Annotated in this window: 17 protein-coding genes and 6 tRNA genes; 9 read left to right on the forward strand and 14 right to left on the reverse strand. The window is 59.2% G+C overall.

Going from position 1 to position 20666, the window contains the following annotated elements; all coding sequences use genetic code 11:
- The 3 genes from BN1125_RS19370 to rluA form a co-directional block, all read left to right on the forward strand.
- Positions 1-228: hypothetical protein (locus BN1125_RS19370; RefSeq protein ID WP_208854236.1), on the forward strand; the 228-nt coding region annotated here is incomplete at its 5' end.
- 70 nt (positions 229-298) lie between these two features.
- Positions 299-3166 carry an RNA polymerase-associated protein RapA gene (gene rapA, locus BN1125_RS11820; RefSeq protein ID WP_042012483.1) on the forward strand — a complete coding sequence of 956 codons (2868 nt, stop codon included), beginning with the start codon at positions 299-301 and terminating at the stop codon, positions 3164-3166.
- A 115-nt stretch (positions 3167-3281) separates the two neighbouring features.
- Positions 3282-3938 carry a bifunctional tRNA pseudouridine(32) synthase/23S rRNA pseudouridine(746) synthase RluA gene (gene rluA / locus BN1125_RS11825; RefSeq protein WP_042012484.1) on the forward strand — a complete coding sequence of 219 codons (657 nt, stop codon included), beginning with the start codon at positions 3282-3284 and terminating at the stop codon, positions 3936-3938.
- A 51-nt stretch (positions 3939-3989) separates the two neighbouring features.
- On the opposite strand, the gene BN1125_RS11830 is transcribed toward rluA, so the two are convergent.
- The 5 genes from BN1125_RS11830 to treR form a co-directional block, all read right to left on the reverse strand.
- Positions 3990-4178: a hypothetical protein gene (locus BN1125_RS11830; protein ID WP_042012485.1), complete on the reverse strand. Its 189-nt coding sequence runs from the start codon at positions 4176-4178 to the stop codon at positions 3990-3992.
- Between the two features lie 120 nt (positions 4179-4298).
- The gene (locus BN1125_RS11835; protein ID WP_042012486.1) at positions 4299-4895 is read right to left on the reverse strand and encodes a sugar O-acetyltransferase; all 597 of its coding nucleotides are present in this window, start codon (positions 4893-4895) and stop codon (positions 4299-4301) included.
- Positions 4892-6562 carry an alpha,alpha-phosphotrehalase gene (gene treC / locus BN1125_RS11840; RefSeq protein WP_042012487.1) on the reverse strand — a complete coding sequence of 557 codons (1671 nt, stop codon included), beginning with the start codon at positions 6560-6562 and terminating at the stop codon, positions 4892-4894. Before treC ends, BN1125_RS11835 begins: the two co-directional genes overlap by 4 nt.
- 66 nt (positions 6563-6628) lie before the next feature.
- Complete coding sequence (gene treB, locus BN1125_RS11845; RefSeq protein ID WP_042012488.1) at positions 6629-8059, reverse strand: PTS trehalose transporter subunit IIBC; 1431 nt, start codon at positions 8057-8059, stop codon at positions 6629-6631.
- A 192-nt stretch (positions 8060-8251) separates the two neighbouring features.
- Positions 8252-9199 (reverse strand): trehalose operon repressor TreR, encoded by a 948-nt coding sequence (gene treR / locus BN1125_RS11850; RefSeq protein WP_042012489.1) that lies wholly within the window; start codon positions 9197-9199, stop codon positions 8252-8254.
- A gap of 136 nt (positions 9200-9335) precedes the next feature.
- Here treR and BN1125_RS11855 point away from each other — a divergent pair, with 136 nt between their 5' ends.
- The 6 genes from BN1125_RS11855 (at position 9336) to pbpG (ending at position 14916) form a co-directional block, all read left to right on the forward strand.
- Positions 9336-10286 (forward strand): AEC family transporter, encoded by a 951-nt coding sequence (locus tag BN1125_RS11855; RefSeq protein ID WP_042012490.1) that lies wholly within the window; start codon positions 9336-9338, stop codon positions 10284-10286.
- Between the two features lie 80 nt (positions 10287-10366).
- Complete coding sequence (locus BN1125_RS11860; protein WP_042012491.1) at positions 10367-10561, forward strand: heavy-metal-associated domain-containing protein; 195 nt, start codon at positions 10367-10369, stop codon at positions 10559-10561.
- 130 nt (positions 10562-10691) lie between these two features.
- Entirely contained in the window at positions 10692-11750 is a 1059-nt protein-coding gene (gene ansB / locus BN1125_RS11865) for an L-asparaginase 2 (RefSeq protein ID WP_042012492.1), read from the forward strand.
- A 208-nt stretch (positions 11751-11958) separates the two neighbouring features.
- The gene (locus tag BN1125_RS11870; RefSeq protein WP_042012494.1) at positions 11959-13251 is read left to right on the forward strand and encodes a hemolysin family protein; all 1293 of its coding nucleotides are present in this window, start codon (positions 11959-11961) and stop codon (positions 13249-13251) included.
- Positions 13252-13269: 18 nt separating this feature from the next.
- The gene (locus BN1125_RS11875) at positions 13270-13935 is read left to right on the forward strand and encodes a DedA family protein (RefSeq protein ID WP_042012495.1); all 666 of its coding nucleotides are present in this window, start codon (positions 13270-13272) and stop codon (positions 13933-13935) included.
- A 153-nt stretch (positions 13936-14088) separates the two neighbouring features.
- The gene (pbpG, locus tag BN1125_RS11880) at positions 14089-14916 is read left to right on the forward strand and encodes a D-alanyl-D-alanine endopeptidase (RefSeq protein ID WP_042012496.1); all 828 of its coding nucleotides are present in this window, start codon (positions 14089-14091) and stop codon (positions 14914-14916) included.
- A gap of 308 nt (positions 14917-15224) precedes the next feature.
- Here the strand turns inward: pbpG and BN1125_RS11885 are convergent.
- The 9 genes from BN1125_RS11885 to alaS form a co-directional block, all read right to left on the reverse strand.
- Positions 15225-15301: transfer RNA gene (locus tag BN1125_RS11885), tRNA-Arg, on the reverse strand.
- Between the two features lie 28 nt (positions 15302-15329).
- A tRNA-Arg gene (locus tag BN1125_RS11890) sits at positions 15330-15406 on the reverse strand.
- Between the two features lie 28 nt (positions 15407-15434).
- A tRNA-Arg gene (locus BN1125_RS11895) sits at positions 15435-15511 on the reverse strand.
- A 25-nt stretch (positions 15512-15536) separates the two neighbouring features.
- Positions 15537-15613 (reverse strand) — tRNA-Arg (locus tag BN1125_RS11900).
- Positions 15614-15713: 100 nt separating this feature from the next.
- A tRNA-Arg gene (locus BN1125_RS11905) sits at positions 15714-15790 on the reverse strand.
- Positions 15791-15793: 3 nt separating this feature from the next.
- Positions 15794-15886: transfer RNA gene (locus tag BN1125_RS11910), tRNA-Ser, on the reverse strand.
- Positions 15887-16100: 214 nt separating this feature from the next.
- Positions 16101-16289 (reverse strand): carbon storage regulator CsrA, encoded by a 189-nt coding sequence (gene csrA, locus BN1125_RS11915; protein WP_005305164.1) that lies wholly within the window; start codon positions 16287-16289, stop codon positions 16101-16103.
- 101 nt (positions 16290-16390) lie between these two features.
- Positions 16391-17629: an aspartate kinase gene (locus BN1125_RS11920; RefSeq protein WP_042012497.1), complete on the reverse strand. Its 1239-nt coding sequence runs from the start codon at positions 17627-17629 to the stop codon at positions 16391-16393.
- Positions 17630-17645: 16 nt separating this feature from the next.
- Complete coding sequence (gene alaS, locus BN1125_RS11925; RefSeq protein ID WP_042012499.1) at positions 17646-20270, reverse strand: alanine--tRNA ligase; 2625 nt, start codon at positions 20268-20270, stop codon at positions 17646-17648.
- Positions 20271-20666: the final 396 nt, after the last annotated feature.

Below are 20666 nucleotides of genomic sequence, written 5' to 3' on the forward strand. Positions count from 1 at the left end.
GCCGCTTGCCCTGTCGATGTGGCGCATTATAGAGATCTGGATCACGCTTGCAAGGGGGTTTTAGAATTAAATTCGCATTTTTGGCTCAACCGTTCACTAATTACTCAAAAAGTGCGTTTATCCTGCAATAACACACCCGTTTGGCAATATCGCTATCCTCTACATGGCGTGGTGGTAGCAGATCAAGGTTGTGGCGATTTGGTCTCTCTACATCTATATGCATGGTGATCGAGGTCACGCCTTCGGGTAACATAGCGCCCCTTTGCGATTCACACACTCTTGGGCTTTGGAGAGTTTAATGCCTTTTGCACTTGGCCAGCGTTGGATTAGTGATACAGAGACGGATCTGGGGTTGGGGACTGTCGTTGCTGTTGAAGGACGCATGGTTACCCTGTTGTTTCCGGCTACCGGTGAAAACCGCATGTATGCCAAAGAAGAGGCGCCGGTCACCCGGGTCAGCTTCAATGTGGGCGATCAGATAACCAGTCACGAAGACTGGACCATGACGGTCGAAGAAGTGCAGGAGAAAAACGGCCTGCTTATATATGTAGGTGTGCGCACCGACAATGATGAGCCCGTTGCCCTCAAGGAAGTGTTTCTCAACAACTTTATCAAGTTCAACAAGCCGCAGGATCGCCTGTTCGCCGGTCAGATTGACCGGATGTCCCGCTTTACCCTGCGCTATGAGGCACTGACCAACCAGCACCAGCGTCGTCGCAACCCGACTCGCGGTCTGGCCGGTGGCCGGGTCAGCCTGATCCCGCACCAGCTCTATATTGCCCATGAAGTGGGTCACCGCTACGCCCCGCGTGTATTGCTGGCGGATGAGGTAGGTCTGGGCAAGACCATCGAAGCAGGCATGATCATTCATCAGCAACTGCTCTCCGGCCGCGCGCACCGGGTGCTGATCCTGCTGCCCGAAACATTGCAGCACCAATGGCTGGTCGAGATGCTGCGCCGCTTCAACCTGCACTTCTCCCTGTTTGACGAGGAGCGCTGCATCGAGGCATTTGCCGATGCGGAGAACCCCTTCGAGACCGAACAGTTGGTGATCTGCAGCCTCGACTTCCTGCGCAAGAAGCGTCGTCGCTTCGAGCAGGTGCTGGAAGCCGAGTGGGACCTGCTGGTTGTCGACGAAGCGCACCATCTGGAGTGGAGTGAAGAGGCCCCCAGCCGCGCCTACGAAATGGTGGAAGCGCTGGCCGAACAGGTGCCGGGCGTACTGCTGCTGACTGCGACTCCGGATCAGCTGGGCCACCAGAGCCACTTTGCCCGTCTGCGCCTGCTCGATCCCGAGCGTTTCTACGACTACGAGGCCTTCCTCGCCGAGGAGCAGGCCTATGGTCAGGTCGCCAGCGCGGCGCAAGAGCTGCTGGATGGCGAGACCCTGAGCGATGAAGCCAGACAGATCCTCGCCAGCCAACTGGAAGGGCTGGACTTAAGCGATGCTGAGGCCCGTCAGCAGGCGGTCGCCAAGCTGCTGGACCAACACGGCACCGGCCGAGTGCTGTTCCGCAACAGCCGCGCCAATATTCAGGGTTTCCCCGAGCGTCACCTCAACGTCTACCCCATGCCGCTGCCGGAGCAGTACAAGACTGCCATCAAAGTAATGGGCATGATGGGTGGCAACGGTGGCGATCTGCAGACCCGCGCCCTGCGCTACCTCTACCCCGAGAAGATCTTCCAGCAGTTCGAAGGCGACAACGCCACCTGGACCCAGTTCGACCCGCGTGTCGAGTGGCTGCTGGGGCTGCTGCTCTCCGCCCGTCAGCAGAAGGTGCTGGTGATCTGCTCCGAAGCGGCCACCGCCATCGCGCTGGAAGAGGCGCTGCGCACCCGTGAAGGGATCCGCGGCACCGTATTCCATGAAGGGATGTCGATCCTCGAGCGAGACAAGGCATCCGCCTATTTCGCGCAAGAGGATGGTGGCGCTCAGGTGCTGCTCTGCTCCGAAATCGGCTCAGAAGGTCGCAACTTCCAGTTTGCCAGTCATCTGGTGCTGTTCGATCTGCCACTTAACCCGGACCTGCTGGAACAGCGTATCGGCCGTCTCGATCGCATCGGTCAGCAGAATATCGTCGAGATCCACGTTCCCTATCTGGAGGGGACCGCCCAGCGCGCTCTGCAGCTCTGGTATCACGATGGTCTGGATGCATTCGAGCAGACCTGCCCGACTGCCCGCCCGGTATTCGAAGCGGTACGTGACGAGCTGTTCGAGCTGCTGGCCGCCAACACCGGCGATCAGGCGACCCTCGACGCCCTGCTGATAAAGACTCGCGAACTGCACGAGCCGCTCAAGGCCCGACTGGAACAAGGTCGCGATCGTCTGCTGGAGATCCACTCCAGCGGTGGCGCCGCCGCCCAGCAGCTGGTCGACAAGCTGGCCGCCGAAGATGACGACACCGGCATGATCTCTTTCGCCCTCAAGATGTTCGACGAGATCGGCGTCAATCAGGATGACCGTGGCGAGAACGCGCTGGTGCTGACTCCCGGGGATCACATGCTGGTCTCCAGCTTCCCGGGCCTGCCGCAAGACGGCATGACCATCACCTTCGATCGCAACACCGCCCTGTCGCGAGATGACATGGCGCTGCTCTCCTGGGATCACCCCATGATGCGCGGCGGTATCGACCTGATCCTGGGCTCCGAGATCGGTGCGACATCGGTCGCACTGCTCAAGAACAAGGCGCTGCCCATCGGCTCCATCCTGCTTGAGCTGATCTTCGTTGCCGAGTCTGCGGCCCATCCCCAGCTCTACCGTTTCATGCCGCCGACGCCGATCCGTCTGCTGATGGACAAGAACGGCCAGAATCTGGGTGAAAAAGTGGCGTTCGATGCCTTCAACCGCCAGCTGACTCCGGTCAACCGCCACCTCGGCAGCAAGCTGGTCACCGCGTCGCAGCCGGTGATCCACGGTCTGATTGGCAAGGCTCAACCGATTGCCGAAGAGCTGAAAGCCGGGATTGTCGACAAGGCCCGTGCCCAGATGGCGCAGACCCTGCAACAGGATCTGGATCGTCTGGAAGCGCTCAAGGCGGTCAACCCGAACGTGCGCAACAGCGAACTGGATTATCTGCGCAATCTGCAGGCAGAATTGCACCACCTGATCGATCAGACCCAACTTAAGCTGGATGCCATCCGCTTTATCGTGGTCACCCATAACTGACAAGGTACCGACCGACAGCGGCCAGACCCAGCTCAAACTGGATACCCAGTGCCGCCTTATCGTGGTTACCCATAACTGATGGGGGCTTGCCCCCACCTTCTGATGCGAGACATTTATGTTTGAATACTCACCGCCTCTGGAACCCTGGCTCGATATCCTGTTCAAGGACAAGGACATCATGGTGGTCAACAAGCCCACTGGCCTGCTGAGCGTCCCCGGGCGCGGTCCCGAGAATGAAGACAGCGTCCTGCATCGGGTGAAACAGCAACACCCCAAGGCGGCGGCAGCTCATCGCCTCGACATGTCCACCACTGGCGTCATTGTCATTCCCCTCAATCCCAACTCTCATCGGGAGCTGAGCCGGCAATTTCGCGAGCGGGAGACCGAGAAGCACTACCTCGCCTGGGTGTGGGGTGAGCCGGAAGCAGACTCGGGTCAGGTTGACCTGCCGCTCTGCGTCGACTGGCCCAACCGCCCGAAACAGAAGGTAGACCATGAGGAGGGGCGTCACGCTCTGACTCTGTGGGAAAAACTGAAAGTGGAGAACGGCAACAGCCTGATCAAGCTTACCCCGATCACCGGCCGCTCCCATCAGCTGCGGGTTCATATGCTGGAGCTGGGACACCCCATCCTGGGGGATAACCTCTACGCCCATCCGGATGCGCTGGCGGCAGCGCCCCATCTCTACCTGCATGCGGCCAGTCTGACCATCAGCCACCCCCGCTGCGGCGAGCGGATGACCTTCGAGGCGCCCGCCCCCTTCGCGGTATAAGGCACAAATAAAAAAAGCCCCCATCAGATGATGGGGGCTTTTTTATCAGTGTCAGACACGAATATCGATTTTGCTTCCCAGTGAAGCGTTCGCCGATGTAGGTGCAGCCTGAGCTGGCTGTACCGCTGTCTGGATCAACTCCAGTGCGGCTTGCCCATTCTGGGTTTGCTGCTTTTTGGCCAGGCTGGCCGCCAGCAAGGCATAACCTTGAGATGTAGATGCAGAACTTGATATATCCATAGGGTTCCTCCTGCACTCAACAGTATCGGCCAAGCCGCCCCGAACATAAGCACTGAATGCAAAACAATCTGACAGTCGCTTTTCTATCAATCAGATAGCACTAGCATTCATGGCCCCTGTTCACCGCTGGATGACGCCTTCAAGCTCCTGTGCCGTCATCGGCCGAAGCACCTTGCAGGGGTTGCCGGCCGCCACCACATTGGCAGGTACATCCTTGGTCACCACCGAACCGGCGCCGATGACGCTGTTCTCCCCTATGGTGACGCCGGGGCAGATGACGGCGGCGCCACCGACCCAGACGTTGTTGCCGATGCTCACCGGCTTGCCAAACTCGACCCCCTGGATGCGCGGGGCCACCGCCACCGGGTGAGCGGCGGTGTAGATCTGCACGTTGGGGGCAAGCAACACGTTGTCGCCGATCCGGATCTCGCACACATCGAGCAGGGTGCAGCCAAAGTTGGCGTAGAAGTTCTCACCCACCGAGATATTGGCCCCGTAGTCGCAGAAGAAGGGAGGCGTGATAAAGCAGCGCTGGCCCCGGCTCCCCAACAGGGTGGTAAGACGCGACTCCCACTCGGGGGCGTCGGTACCCTCCCGGTTGATGAGCCCCAGCAGGGTGCGGCAGCGGGCCCGGGCCGAGACCAGCTCAGGCACCCCGGCATCATAGGGCTCGCCGGCCACCATCTTGCGCCACTCCGGGCTCTGCTTGTCGATCATGAGTACTCCTCAATGAGCCATTGAATGGATTCATAGGGGCGCAGTCTACAGGATTGCGGCCGGGCCGGGCTGTCCGGATAGTTGGCAATCAATCGCTCGCCGCGCCCCTGGGGTATGCCTTCAGGCAGGGCAAAGTCCACCGCTTCACCGTAGAAGTTGCTCACCACCAGCAGGGTCTGACCGTCGGAGCGGCGGGCATAGGCCCAGATCTGCGGATGCCCCGCCAGCAGCTCCTGATAATCCCCGTGAGTGAAGATAGGATGGGCCTTGCGCAGGCGGATCAGATCCCGGTAGTGCCAGAACACCGAGCTCGGGTCGGCCAGCGCCGCTTCGGCGTTGATCTCGGTGTAATTGGCTGCAGGCTTGAGCCAGGGGGTTCCGCTGGTGAAACCGGCGTTGGGCGCAGCGCTCCACTGCATCGGGGTGCGCGAGTTGTCACGGGACTTGGCGCCGAGAATGGCGAGGATCTCGGCCTCGCTCATCCCTTCGGCCTGCTTGATGGCGAAGATGTTGCGGCTCTCCACATCCTGATAGTCATCGATGTGCTGATAGCCGGGGTTGGTCATGCCGATCTCCTCCCCCTGATAGATGTAGGGGGTGCCTTGCAGGCCATGCAGAGTGCTGGCCAGCATCTTGGCGGCTACTACCCTATGCTCACCCTCGTCACCGAAGCGGGAGACGATACGCGGCTGATCGTGGTTGCACCAGAACAGCGCCGACCACCCCTTGCCATGCATACCGCTCTGCCAGTGGTTGAAGATGCGCTTGAGCTCGAGGAAATCGAACGGCGCCCTGGTCCACTTGTCGCCGTTGGGGTAATCCACCTTGAGGTGGTGAAAGTTGAACACCATGGAGAGCTCGGAGCCATCGAGGGCGCCGTAACGCTGGCAGTGATCCAGACTGGTGGAGGACATCTCCCCCACCGTCATGGCCCCCACCGGGGCGAACACATCGCGGCTCACATCCTGCAAAAATTCGTGGATGCGCGGCCCGTCGGTATAGAAGCGGCGGCCATCGCCTATCTCGTCGTTCGGGAACGCCTGATCCTTGGAGATCAGGTTGATGACGTCGAGGCGGAAGCCATCCACCCCCTTGTTCGCCCAGAAGTGGATGATCTTTTTGACCTCGGCGCGCACCGCCGGATTTTCCCAGTTGAGATCCGCCTGTTCGCGGGCAAACAGGTGCAGGTAGTACTGACCGGTGGCGGGATCCAGCTCCCAGGCGCTGCCACCAAACTTGGATTGCCAGTTGTTGGGCACACCGCCATCCACCGGATCGCGCCAGATGTAGTAGTCGCGGTAGGGGCTGTTTTTATCCCCCAGCGCCGACCTGAACCAGGCGTGCTCGGTGGAGGTGTGGTTCACCACGATATCCATCACGATGCGGATGTCGCGCGCGTGGGCGGTGGCCAGCAGCGCCTCGACATCTTCCATGGTGCCGTAGGCGGGGTCGATGGCAAGGTAGTCGGCGATGTCGTAGCCGTTGTCCACCTGCGGGGAGACGTAGACCGGGGTCAGCCAGAGGGCATCGACCCCCAAGGTCTTGAGATAGTCGAGGCGGGCCATGATCCCCTTGAGGTCGCCGGTGCCACGGGCAGCGGAATCCTGAAAGCTCTTGGGGTAGATCTGGTAAATCACGGCACTCTGCCACCAGGGTGTTTGGCTCATGGGTCTTTCTCTTGTCTCGAATAGAAAATGGAGAGGGCGACCCACGGGTCGCCCTGATAATCAGTGTCAGGCGCTGGCTTGGGCCAACTTGCCAGCGACTTGCTGGCGCTTGTAGACCAGCAGGGTCAGCACCATAGGCACGACGATGGCGACCAACATGGCGATGGCGAACACAGACCAGTATTGCGGCTGGATGGAGAGGATGCCCGGCAGACCCCCGACCCCGATGCCGTTGGCCATCACCCCGGCGAAGCCGCAGATGAGGGCCGCAAGGCTGGAACCCACCATGGCGCACAGCATGGGGAACTTGTACTTGAGGTTGATGCCGTACATGGCCGGTTCGGTCACCCCGAGGTAGGCGGAGATGGCGGCAGGTACCGAGATCTCCCGCTCGTTCTCCTTGCGGCTAATCAGGATGATGCCGATGACCGCAGAGGCCTGCGCAATGTTGGAGAGCGCGATCAGCGGCCAAATCGGGGTGCCACCCATGCTCTGCATCAGCTGCAGATCCACCGCGTTGGTGGTGTGGTGAATGCCGGTGATGACCAGCGGTGCGTAGAGGAAACCGAACAGGGCTGCACCGATGGGGGCGAAGGAGCCAGTCATGGCGGCCTTGGCAGCGAAACCGACGCCATCACCAATCCAGCGACCGAACGGGCCGATAAAGGCGTGGGCCACGATCACTGCCAGCAGCAGCGAGACAAACGGCACAATCACCAGATAGAGGTAAGCCGGAATGATCCGCTTGAGGTTGGTCTCTACCCAGGCGAGGAACACGCCCGCCAGCAGGGCCGGAATGACCTGCGCCTGATAACCCACCTTCTGGATCACGAACAGGCCGAAGTCCCACACCTCGGGGGTCTGCTGGCCAATGCCATAGGCGTTCATCAACTGAGGTGACACCAGCGTAACCCCCAGCACGATACCGAGGATCTCGGAGCCGCCCATCTTCTTCACCGCAGACCAGCAAACACCGACCGGCAGGAAGTGGAAGATCGCCTCGCCCAGCAGCCAGAGGAAGGCGTGCACCTGAGCCCAGAACTGGCTGATCTCGGTGAGGGTGTGAGTGCCGTCGTCGAACATCTTGATATCGCCGATGACGTTACGGAAACCCAGGATCAGACCGCCGGTGATGATGGCGGGTAACAGAGGGACAAAGATCTCCGCCAGATGGGAGATACCCCGCTCCAGCGGATTCATGTTCTGGCGGGCTGCCTGCTTGGCGGCATCCTTGCTGCCACCACTGACGCCGAGCTCTTCGGTCAGCGCCTTGTACCACTGCTCTACCTCGTTGCCGATCACCACCTGGAACTGACCACCCTGGGTGAAGCTTCCCTTCACAGCCGGGATGGTCTCGATGGCCTTGCTGTCGGCCTTGGCCGGATCGTTCAGGACGAAGCGCAACCGGGTCAGGCAGTGGCTGACGGTGGCGATGTTCTCCTTGCCGCCGATCTTGTCGATCAGGGTGGCAAGCTGTTGTGCGTTGATCTTGGACATGGGTCTTCCCTCTGTGACGCCATTGAAGAGTGGTCTGCGTCGCCCTTTTGAGCCAGCGTGTCGGCTCGAGCGTTTTTGGTATCGTTCCCAATTAGCATGCCGTCAATTTGACCAGATCGAAATGGGAACGTTCCCATTTCGTGGTCAAGTTCACAAAAAGCACATTTTTTGCGCAGCGCTAAGTGAGGGTACTCACAGAGAGTGGCAGGGGGCTATGGTCGCCAATGGGGCTTGTTCCTGCTCGATCTGGCCGAGCAGTTGGCGGGCTGCCTGCTCCCCCGCCCCCTTGTAGCCCAGATCGAGCGTGAGGGCGTTGGGAAAGAGAAAACTGAGCATGGGGTTATTGCCAAGGCCGGTGACCAGCACCTCGCTACGCCCCTGTTCTTGCAGATATTTTGCCGCGCCGATGGCAAGGGTGTCGCTGGCACAGACCAGCGCCTGGGTGGTGGGGGTAAGCAGCTCGGCAGCCAGCCGATAGCCACTTTGCAAGCTGAGATCGCCGAGGGCGCTGCGCGGGCTCAATCCTTGCTCTGCGCAGTAAGCGAGATAGGCCTCGAGGCGACGCTGACCGGTGGTGAGATCCGAGGCATCCACCCCCAGATAGGCGATATCGCGGGCGCCACGGCTTGCCAACTGCGCCAGCATGGTGCGCACCGCACCGGCATCGTCGAAGCAGACCGAAGAGAAGCCGGGATATTCACGAGCGACCAGCACCAGCTTCTCTTGCAGCGGGGCCATGGCGGCATAATCCAGATCGTTGAAGGCAAACAGGATAATGCCATCCACCCCGCGCCGCTCCAGCACCGCCAGATGCTCCTGCACCTTGGCGGGGGAGAACTTGCTCTCCATCAGTACGGCGTCATAGCCACGCTGATAGAGGGTCTCCAGCATGCCGCGCACAGCCTGATTCTCCGAACTGGAGTCGAGCCGCGAGACGATGATCCCCACCACCTGCTGGCTCTGGCTGCGCATGGCCCGCGCCGACTTGCTCGGCACAAAGCCGTGCTCGGCGATGACCTGCTCCACCCGCTCGCGGGTCTCTTGCTTCACCTTGGGATCCTGATTGAGCACCCGGGAGACGGTCGACTTGCCGACGCCACTCAGTCGGGCGATATCGAGGATGGTCAGTTTCTTGTCCATGAATTGGCTCACAGGAGGCTAGGCGGTGGAATTGCCCACATTGTTGTGATTAACCCCTGTGAATACAAGCCCATGGCGTTAGAATGCCAGCTTGCCCCACCGCCAGGGTGTGTGGGCACAGCACAGGATGCCCATCATGGATCTGCTGGCCAGTCTGCTCTTCTCCTTCTCTATCACAGGCCCTATCTGCATGGTGCTGCTGCTCGGTATCTGGCTCCGCCAACTGGGGCTGCTACCTGACAGCTTCGTCGAGTCAGCCTCCCGCCTGGTGTTTCAGGTCACCCTGCCAGCATTGCTGTTTCTAAGCATGGTGCGTACCGATTTTTCCACCATGCCGAGCCCCTGGCTCATTCTCTATGGCTTGCTCGGTACTCTCGCTGGTTTTTTGGTGCTGGAAGCGCTGGCGACCCGCTTTATTCCTGAACGGCGCCAACGGGGGGTCTTCGTGCAGGGCAGTTTTCGCGGCAATATGGGGATCATGGGGCTGGCCTATGTACAGAATGCCTACGGGCCCGAGGGAATTGGCGCCGCCGCCCTGCTGGTAGGCTCGATTACCGTGCTCTACAACATTCTTGCGGTCATTACCCTCACCCGCAGCCTGGGTGGCGGCAAGGGGATCAAGCCGATCCTCAAGGGGATCGCCAAAAATCCCCTCATCATCGCCATCCTCTCGGCCCTGCCATTCGGCCTGCTCGACATCGAACTGCCCAAACTGGTGATCACCACCGGCAACTATTTTGCCAACATGACCCTGCCGCTGGCACTGCTCTGCACCGGCGCCAGCCTAAACCTCAAGGCCCTGCGCGGCGGCGCCATGCTGACCACCTGGGCAACTGCCAACCGACTATTCTGCATTCCTGTCATGCTGGTGATAGGTGCCTGGACGCTGGGCTTCAGCCATCACGCCCTTGGCATCCTGTTTCTTATCAGCTCCACTCCGACCGCCGCAGCCAGCTATGTGATGACCCGTGCCATGGGCGGCGACGGCGCACTGGCAGCCAATATCATCGCCACCACCACCCTCGGCTCGCTCATCACCACCAGTCTGGGGGCAACCCTGATGAACTATCTGGACCTGATGTACTGACTGGACCTGATACAGTGACCCTTGACCTTGCCGGAGGCGGCAGCTTTAGGCTGACGGCATATCAACAGAGGAGATATCCCATGACCATCGAACTCACCGTTTCCGGCATGTCCTGTGGTGGTTGCGCCGCCAGCCTGCAAAAAGCCCTGCTGGCCCAGCCTGCCGTCAGCGCAGCCAGCGTCGATTTCGCCAGCAGCAAGGCCATTATCGAGAGCGAGCTAAGCAGGGCCGAGCTGATCACCCTGATCGAAACCAAAGGCTTCACTGCGAGTTAAATTATCTCTATAGAGGTATAAAACAGGTTAAAAATCTGTACTCACCTGTCTTTTGGTGAGTTTTATCACAGACCCAGGTTATTAAACGGGCAAACTTGCTGCGATTCTTCCAACCATAAGGATTTGCAGCATGACCCTACCGATCCGCAAGACCCTGCTCGCCGCCGTCGTCGGCCTGACCCTCTCCCCCATGGCCATGGCCCTGCCGAGCGTGCACATCCTCGCCACCGGCGGCACCATCGCCGGTGCCGGCCAGTCCGCCACCCAGTCCAACTACGAGGCAGGCAAGGTGGCCATCGAGACCCTGATCGCCGCCGTGCCCGAGATGAAGAACGTCGCTGATGTGCAGGGTGAGCAGGTGGTCAAGATCGGCTCCCAGGACATGAACGACGAGGTGTGGCTAAAGCTGGCCAAGCGGGTCAACGAGCTGCTGGCCAAGGATGACGTGGATGGCATCGTCATCACCCACGGCACCGACACCATGGAAGAGACCGCCTACTTCCTCAACCTGACCGTCAAGAGCGACAAGCCGGTGGTACTGGTCGGCGCCATGCGTCCCTCCACCGCCATGAGCGCCGATGGTCCGCTCAACCTCTACAACGCCGTGGTCACCGCCTCCGATCCCGCTTCCAAAGGCCGTGGCGTCATGGTCGCCATGAACGACACCGTGCTGGATGCCCGCGACGTCACCAAGACCAACACCACCGGGGTGCAGACCTTCGCCTCCCCCAACTTCGGGCCGCTCGGCTACATCCACAACGGCAAGATTGACTATCAGCGCAGCCCGGCTCGCCTGCACACCAGCAAGACCCCGTTTGACGTGAGCAAGCTCGACAAGCTGCCGCAAGTGGGCATCGTCTACAGCTATGCCAACGCCACCGACTTGCCGGCCAAAGCGATGGTGGATGCCAAGTTCGACGGCATCGTCAGTGCCGGGGTGGGTAACGGCAACCTCTACCACACCCTGTTCGATACCCTGGCTCAAGCGAGCAAGGACGGCATTCGCGTGGTGCGCTCCGCCCGCGTGCCGACCGGCGCCACCACCCTGGATGCCGAGATCGACGACGCCAAGTACGGCTTCGTCGCAGCCGAAACCCTCAATCCGCAAAAAGCGCGGGTGCTGCTGATGCTCGCCCTGACCCAAAGCAAGGATCCGGCCCAGATCCAGCGCTGGTTCCAGCAGTTCTGATCCCCGGCAACAGGCACAAATAGAGAGCAGGGGCGGGTTTTCCCGCCCCCTTTCCTTCCCGATCAACGCCATTTCCTCTTCTGACCGCCTCAAACACCGATCTGCATGATTAAAATAGCGAGCCGGATCACCCGCTTTCACAAGCGCATCGCCGCCAAATTCATTACACTGCCAGCGATCTTATCCACTCAAGGAGTGCTGTTGCTGTATGGAAATATTGATCCTGCTGGGATTGATTTTGCTTAATGGCCTCTTCGCCATGTCAGAAATCGCCATCGTCACCGCACGCAAGGCTCGCCTCGGCAAGCTTGCCTCCGAAGGCAACCGCTCCGCCGCCATTGCCCTCAAACTGGGCGAAGACCCGACCCATTTTCTCTCTGCCGTCCAAATCGGCATCACCAGCATAGGTCTGCTCAACGGTATCTACGGCGAATCCCTGCTGGCCCAACCCTTCTCGCTCTGGTTGCAGGAGTGGGGACTCTCCCCCAAGAGCAGCGGCTTGATCGCCACCGTCAGCGTGGTGGTTGGCGTCACCTACCTCTCCATCGTGGTAGGGGAGCTGGTGCCCAAGCGGCTCGGCCAGCTCAATGCCGAGCGCATCGCCTGTCTGGTGGCCCGCCCCATGCACTGGCTCGCCACCCTGACCCGCCCCTTCGTCTGGCTGCTCTCCGCTTCCACCAATGCCAGCCTGCGGCTGCTGCGGGTCAACCAGAATGGCAGCGCCAACGTCACCGAGGAGGAGATCCACGCCATGCTGGTAGAGGGATCGGAAGCCGGGGTGATCGAGGATCATGAACACACCATGCTGCGCAACGTCTTCCGTCTCGACGAGCGCAGCCTCTCCTCCCTGATGGTGCCGCGCAGCGATATCCGCTATCTGGATCTGGCACTGCCGCTGGAGACCAACCTGCAGCGGCTGGTGGAGTATCGCCACAGCTATTTTCCGGTCTGCGACGGCAACCTGTCAGAATTGGTGGGTATCATCAATGTCAGCAAGGTGCTGCACGCCTATATCAAGGGGGAGCCCATCGATCTGGCTGCCCTGACCCAGGAGGGCAGCCTGCTGCCCGAGACCCTCAACGGCGTCGAGCTGCTCAACCACTTCCGCACCCACAGCGAACAGATGGTGATGGTGGTGGACGAGTATGGCGAGCTGCAGGGACTGGTCACCCAGCAGGATCTGCTAGAGGCGCTGGCGGGGGATTTCCAGCAGGAAGGTGGCGAGGACAACTGGGCATTCAGGCGCGACGACGGCAGCTGGCTGCTCGATGGACTGATCCCGCTACCGGAGTTGAAGGATTGTCTGGAGCTGGTTCGTCTGCCAGAAGAAGAAAAACATCACTATCACACCCTTGGAGGGCTTATCATGCTGCTCCTTGGTCGAGTTCCAAAAACCGGAGACCTGGTCACACTGGAACAGTGGCAACTGGAAATTGTTGACATGGATGGTCTGCGCATAGATAAGGTGCTCGCCATGCCCTTGACCGATCTACCCAGCTAACCTGCGGAGTTTGCAAGTATGGAGCAGTTTTACCAACTGGCTCACGCCTTTATGAATCACGACCTGAACACCCTTTCCGATCCCAAGATGGCCTTCATGATCTGTGGTGTGATTTTAACGTTTCTGATACTGGAAAACGGCTTCATCCCAACCGCCTTTCTGCCCGGTGACAGCCTGCTGATCCTCACCGGCGTGCTCATCTATCAGGATGTCTTGTCTCTCGGAGTGATACCGCTGCTGATCATAGCCACCTTTGTCGGCACCTGGCTCGGTTACATGCAGGGGCGCTTCCTCGGCCACACCCAGCTCTACCACCGGCTGATGTCCCATGTGGAAGAGAGACACCAGCAAAAGGTCTATCACCTGCTGGACAAGTACGGGATCATCACCCTGATCACCGCTCGCTATATCGCCTTCGTGCGCACCGCCTACCCCTATATCGTCGGTGCCACCGAGCTGCCACAGGGACGCTTCCTCATCGTCAATCTGGTCAGCTCCATCATGTGGATCTGCCCGCTGGTCGGGTTTGGCTACTACCTTAGCCACACCAAGCTGGCAGCCGAATATCAGTCCCAGTTCTTCAACATCATCATCTATCTGCCAGTGGTGCTGCTACTGAGTGGCATGGTCGCACTGGTCTGGCGCTGGCTTAGCAAACGCAAGGCGTCACGGTCCCGGGAGTGATCCCCGCGCCCCACGCGCAAAGCCCTCTTCCGAGGGCTTTTTTGATCGCCCATTTTGCGCAAATAGCAGAAATAGTCCCTGCTGCCCCTTGTAAAGGGGGGGCAAAAATGAGTGAATCTAGCGCCTTTTTTCGATGGGAACGGAGTCGGTTGTATGTGGTGTCGGATTCGCTCGGTTGCGTTGGTTGTCGGGTTGATGGGAATGCTGGGATTGTCTGCGGTCAGCGCGGCCCCCAACCCTGCCAAACTGGAAGTGCGTTCAAGCAGTGCCCTGGTCGTCGATCTCAAAACGGGCAAGACGCTCTACCAGAAGAATGCCACCAAGGTACGTCCCATCGCCTCCCTCACCAAGCTGATGACAGCGCTGGTGGTGCTGGATGCCAGACAGAATCTCAACCAGACCATCACGGTCGACAAGAACGATCTGGATCGGGTCAAACACACTCATTCCCGCATCCGCATGGGCACCAAGGTGACCCGCCGCGACGCCCTGCATCTGGCGCTGATGTCCTCCGAAAACCGGATGGCCTCGGCACTGGCGCGCCACTATCCGGGCGGTCGCAGCACCTTTATCCGGGCGATGAACAACAAGGCCAGAGCGCTCGGGATGCGCCACACCCACTTCTATGACTCGACCGGCTTGTCGGCGCGCAATGTCTCAACCGCGCAAGACCTGGGGAAACTGGTCGCGGCGGCCTACCGCCAGCCATTGATCCGCCAGTTCACCCAGGATGAGAATCAGGAGATGCGCTTCAGCGCCCCCGCCTATAGCCTGATGTTCAACAACACCAACCCGCTGGTGAAAAACCCGGATTGGGACGTACGCCTCTCCAAGACCGGCTTCACTGACGAAGCGGGGCGCTGTCTGGTAATGCGCGCCAAACCGGACAGCCGCGAGCTCGCCATCGTGCTGCTCAACTCGGTGGGCAAACGCACCCCTATCGGCGATGCCAACCGCATTCGCAAATGGCTGAAAAGCTGAATTCCCCCCTCAAATCGAAAGGATGCTGCGGCATCCTTTTTTATTCTTGCCCGCAGAACGCCTCTGCAAGTCTTGCAGGATAGCGATTACCCAACCAGGAGTGATGAACTGCGTGGCATCTATCGTTGCAACAGCAGGCATACAGCGCGCCTGCAAATGAGGCAAAGGGTGGCAAGGGGCAGCAAAGAGGACAAGAACAGCCAAGCAGAAGGACGATCTGGCCGCTATAACGCGAATACGGATCCACATCACAGGGATAAATATCGCCCATAAAAAAACAGCCCCGACCGAAGTCGAGGCTGTCTGTATGGTGCGCCCGAGAGGATTCGAACCTCTGACCACCTGGTTCGTAGCCAGGTACTCTATCCAGCTGAGCTACGGGCGCTCATAAACTTTTGGTACTGCTTGAAATATGGTGCGCCCGAGAGGATTCGAACCTCTGACCACCTGGTTCGTAGCCAGGTACTCTATCCAGCTGAGCTACGGGCGCTCACAAACTTTTGGTACTGCTTGAAAAATGGTGCGCCCGAGAGGATTCGAACCTCTGACCACCTGGTTCGTAGCCAGGTACTCTATCCAGCTGAGCTACGGGCGCTCATAAATCGTTGTGTCATTTTAAATGGTGCGCCCGAGAGGATTCGAACCTCTGACCACCTGGTTCGTAGCCAGGTACTCTATCCAGCTGAGCTACGGGCGCCCTGTTTTAAAACGATAAAAAAAGCCTACTTATCAGTAAGCCTTTTCTAAAGTGCCGACTTGCTGATGGTCAACACATGACTCTTGCTTGAGTCGTAATATGGTGCGCCCGAGAGGATTCGAACCTCTGACCACCTGGTTCGTAGCCAGGTACTCTATCCAGCTGAGCTACGGGCGCAAATGGCGGAGAAGGGGGGATTCGAACCCCCGATGCGGGTATAAGCCGCATACTCCCTTAGCAGGGGAGCGCCTTCAGCCTCTCGGCCACCTCTCCGTTTGCGGGGCTGATAATACTTCACAGGGATTTTTAGTCAAACACTTTTTTGGAGAAAAAAGCGCGTTCGCTCAGCATTTGGCCAAAGCGTGGAATATTCAAACAATATCGGCACTTATCCCGCTCTTTCTTGCCCTGCATGGGTGTTTTCAGAGGGCCAGAAAAACAAAAGGCGACACATAAAGTGTCGCCTTGTCACAGCAATGAAAGCGGCTTAGAAACCCGATTGGCCCGGTACTTTCTCGGCCTGGATGCGCTGATAGATCTCTTCGCGGTGCACGGAGACCTCTTTCGGTGCATTCACACCGATACGAACCTGGTTGCCTTTAACGCCCAGCACGGTGACAGTCACTTCATCACCAATCATCAGGGTTTCCCCTACACGACGAGTCAAAATAAGCATTCGCTTGCTCCTGTATCCTGTTTTGTTTATATCGATATGCAACATTATCTAACAAAGATACCGACATGGTAAATGGTTGAAACTAAATCAATCGGCGACTGTTAGCCCAAAGGCTGCTCTTGCGGTGCCTGATCCAACCCGAAAGCGGCGTGCAGGGCCCGCACCGCCAGCTCCAGATACTTCTCGTCAATCACCACAGAGATTTTGATTTCAGAGGTCGAGATCAACTGCATATTGATCCCCTCCTCGCCCAATACCTTGAACATGGTGCGCGCAACACCAGGGTGGTTCCACATGCCGACGCCGACAATGGAGACCTTGGCAATCTCACCGTTTCCCTGCACACAGGCGGCGCCCAGTGCAGTGGCGGCCTCCTCCAGCAGTGCCCGGGCGCGGCGATAGTCGTCACGATTCACCGTGAAGGTGAAGTCGGCGGTGCCATCTCCCAGGGTGTTCTGCACTATCATATCGATATCTATGTTGGCGTCGCTGATCGGATTGAGGATCTGCGCGGCAACCGTGGGTCTGTCCGGCACACCCAGAATGGTCAGGCTGGCCTCGTTGCGGTTAAAAGCGATCCCGGATACCAGGGGAGCTTCCATCCTCTCACCTCCATATGTGATTAAGGTTCCCTCTCCATCGATAAAGCTCGACAGCACCCGCAGCGGGACGCGGTACTTGCCCGCAAACTCCACCGAGCGGATCTGCAGCACCTTGGCGCCCAAGCTGGCCATCTCCAGCATCTCCTCGAAGGTGATGGTGTCGAGACGACGCGCCTTGGGCTCGATGCGCGGATCCGTGGTGTATACCCCATCCACATCGGTAAAGATCTGGCACTCATCGGCCTTGATGGCCGCCGCCACGGCAACTGCCGTGGTATCCGAACCGCCCCGGCCCAGGGTCGTGATGGCGTTATGCTCGTCACGGCCCTGGAAACCGGCGATCACCACCACCTTGCCCGCAGCCAGCTCAGCCTGAACCAGCTCGGTGTCGATGTGGGTAATACGCGCCTTGCCATAGGCGGAATCGGTACGAATGCGAACCTGATCACCAGTCATCGAGACCGCCGGACAACCGCATTTGTTCAACGCGATGGCCAGCAGCGCTATGGTGACCTGCTCACCGGTAGAGACCAGCACATCCATCTCGCGCCGGTTGGCATCAGGATCAAGCTGCTGGGCCATGCCCAGCAGCCGGTTGGTTTCGCCCGACATGGCGGAGACCACCACCACCACGTCGTGTCCCTGGGCGCGGGTCTGTTGAACCCGCTCAGCAACTGCCTCAATCCGCTCCAGTGTGCCGACCGAGGTGCCGCCGTACTTCTGTACATAGAGTGCCACAGATCACCTCGCCCGATTACAGGCGCTCTTCCAGCCAGGAGTGAACGGATTGCAGCGCAGCAGGGACCGCTTCAGGCTGGGTACCACCCGCCTGAGCCATGTCCGGACGGCCACCGCCCTTGCCACCCACCTGCTGGGCAACCAGATTGACCAGCTCACCAGCCTTGACCTTGCCGATCAAGTCGTTGGTAACACCCGCGATCAGATTGACCTTGCCATCGGCACAGGTTGCCAGCAGCACAACACCAGACTTCATCTGATTCTTCAGCTCGTCCAGCATGCCGCGCAGGGATTTCGGATCGGCCCCTTCCAGCGCGGAAACCAGTACCTTCTGACCGTTAATCTCGATCACCTGGCTCAGCAGGTCGTTGCCGGCCTGGGCAGCCAGCTTGGCCTTGAGCTGCTCCAGCTCGCGCTCCATCATCTTGGACCTGTCCAGGAGCTGGCGCACTTTACTGCCGATGGAGAACTGATCGCCTTTCACCAGCGCAGCCGCCTCTTCAAACTGCTCGGCCAACTGGTGCATGAAGTCGATGGCGCTCTTGCCGGTCACCGCTTCGATACGACGCACACCGGCGGCGATACCGCTCTCGGCGATGATCTTGAAGAAGCCGATGTCACCGGTGCGCTCGGCGTGAATACCGCCGCACAGCTCGGTGGAGTAGTCGCCCATGCGCACTACACGCACATCGTCTTCATATTTTTCACCAAACAGGGCCATGGCACCGGCAGCCTTGGCTGCCTCCAGATCCATCAGTTGGGTAGTGATTTCGTGGTTGGCGCGGATCTGGGTGTTGACCAGCTCTTCGATGCGACGAATGGTCGCCATGGTCAACCCTTCGAAGTGGGAGAAATCGAAACGCATGCGATCGGCCCCCACCAGAGAACCTTTCTGGGTCACGTGATCACCCAGCGACTGACGCAGAGCGGCATGCAGCAAGTGAGTCACCGAGTGGTTCAGAGCAACGGCCTGACGGCGATCATCATCCACCACGGCTTCCACATCGGCGCCCTTCTCCAGGGTACCGAGCTCCATGTATCCCTTGTGGATAATCGCCTTGCCCGCCTTTTGGGTGTCGGTTACGGCAAAGATGCCGTCATCCACTTTCAGGATACCGCTATCACCAACCTGGCCACCTGACTCGGCGTAGAAGGGGGTCTGCTCCAGCACGATGACCGCTTCGTCACCGGCGATCAGGCCGCTCACCTCTTCGGTGCCCTTGTAGATGCCGAGCACGCGAGTACGCTCGGTCAGGGTCTTGTAGCCGGTGAAGGAGGTCTCGAAGTCGAGCTTGAGCATCTCGTTGTAGTTCACGCCGAAGCTGGACGCTTCCTTGGCGCGAGCACGCTGCTTCTCCATCTCGGCCTTGAAGCCCTCTTCATCAATACCTATCTCGCGCTCGCGCACCACGTCGGCAGTGAGGTCGGCCGGGAAGCCGTAGGTGTCATAGAGCTTGAACACCACCTCGCCCGGGATCACCTTGGCATCACCCAGATTGGCCAGAGCGTCTTCCAGCAGCAGCAGGCCTCTGTCAAGAGTGCGAACGAACTGCTCCTCTTCGATGCGCAGCACGCGCTCGACCAGCGGCAGCTGGGCGATCAGCTCGGCAGCGACATCCTTCATCTGTACGGCCAGCTCGGCAGCCAGTTTGTAGAAGAAGACATCGGTCGCGCCCAGCTTGCGACCGTGACGCACGGCGCGGCGGATAATGCGACGCAGCACATAGCCACGACCTTCGTTGGACGGCATCACGCCATCTGCCACCAGGAAGGCGCAGGAGCGGATGTGATCGGCGATGACGCGCAGAGACTGGTTGCTGAGATCGGTGGTACCGACAATCTCGGCCGCTTTCTTGATCAGCGCCTGGAAGATGTCGATTTCATAGTTGGAGTGGACACCCTGCATGATGGCAGAGATACGCTCCAGCCCCATGCCGGTATCCACGGACGGACGGGGCAGCGGCTCCATGGTGCCGTCAGCCTGACGGTTGAACTGCATGAACACCACGTTCCAGATCTCGATGAAACGGTCGCCATCCTCTTCCGGCGAGCCGGGACGGCCACCCCAGATGTGATCGCCGTGGTCATAGAAGATCTCGGTGCAGGGACCGCACGGACCGGTATCGCCCATCGCCCAGAAGTTGTCGGAAGCGTAAGGGGCACCCTTGTTGTCACCGATGCGCACGATGCGATCGGCCGGGACACCGACCTCTTTTTCCCAGATATCGAAAGCTTCATCGTCAGTCGCGTAGACGGTCACCAGCAGGCGATCTTTCGGCAGTTGCAGCACCTCGGTCAGGAAGCCCCATGCAAACTTGATGGCATCCTGCTTGAAGTAGTCACCGAAGCTGAAGTTGCCCAGCATTTCGAAGAAGGTGTGGTGACGAGCGGTATAGCCGACGTTTTCCAGATCGTTGTGCTTACCACCGGCACGCACGCAACGCTGGGAGGTCGTCGCGCGGTTGTAGGCACGCTTGTCTGCGCCAAGGAAGACATCCTTGAACTGGTTCATACCCGCGTTGGTAAACAACAGGGTCGGGTCGTTATGCGGTACCAGCGAGCTGGAGGAGACAACCTGGTGCCCCTGAGAACGGAAATACTCGAGAAACGCAGTGCGAATCTCTGACGTGGACATATACATGGAAAATCCTGCTTGATTCGAATACGGACTTTTAACCGCATTAATGTAAGTTTTCTGCGGGGTAAAGTAAAACGGACAGGGCCGCCACGGACGAAAAAGCGCACATAAACGGGCCAGAAAAACGTACCGCTGCCAACCGTGGCTTTTTTCACCATTAAGAGGAACAAAAGCGGGTCAATATGGGGAGAACACGGCTTTCGCCAATCTGAGCTGGCAACCCTCTGAACAGGCAGGGAAAATCGGGTTCAGGCGTCATAATAGCCTGGTCAGCAAGTGGAAACCGGCGACCGGACGACGGCAAACCGGAAATGAAGAGAGCGCATGTGCGGCGATGGGGCTCTCGTCTCTCGAATCATCTCAAGATCCCAGCACAAATATTGTAGTGGTCAAGAAAAA

The organism is Aeromonas fluvialis, from assembly GCF_000819885.1.
Taxonomy (GTDB): domain Bacteria; phylum Pseudomonadota; class Gammaproteobacteria; order Enterobacterales; family Aeromonadaceae; genus Aeromonas; species Aeromonas fluvialis.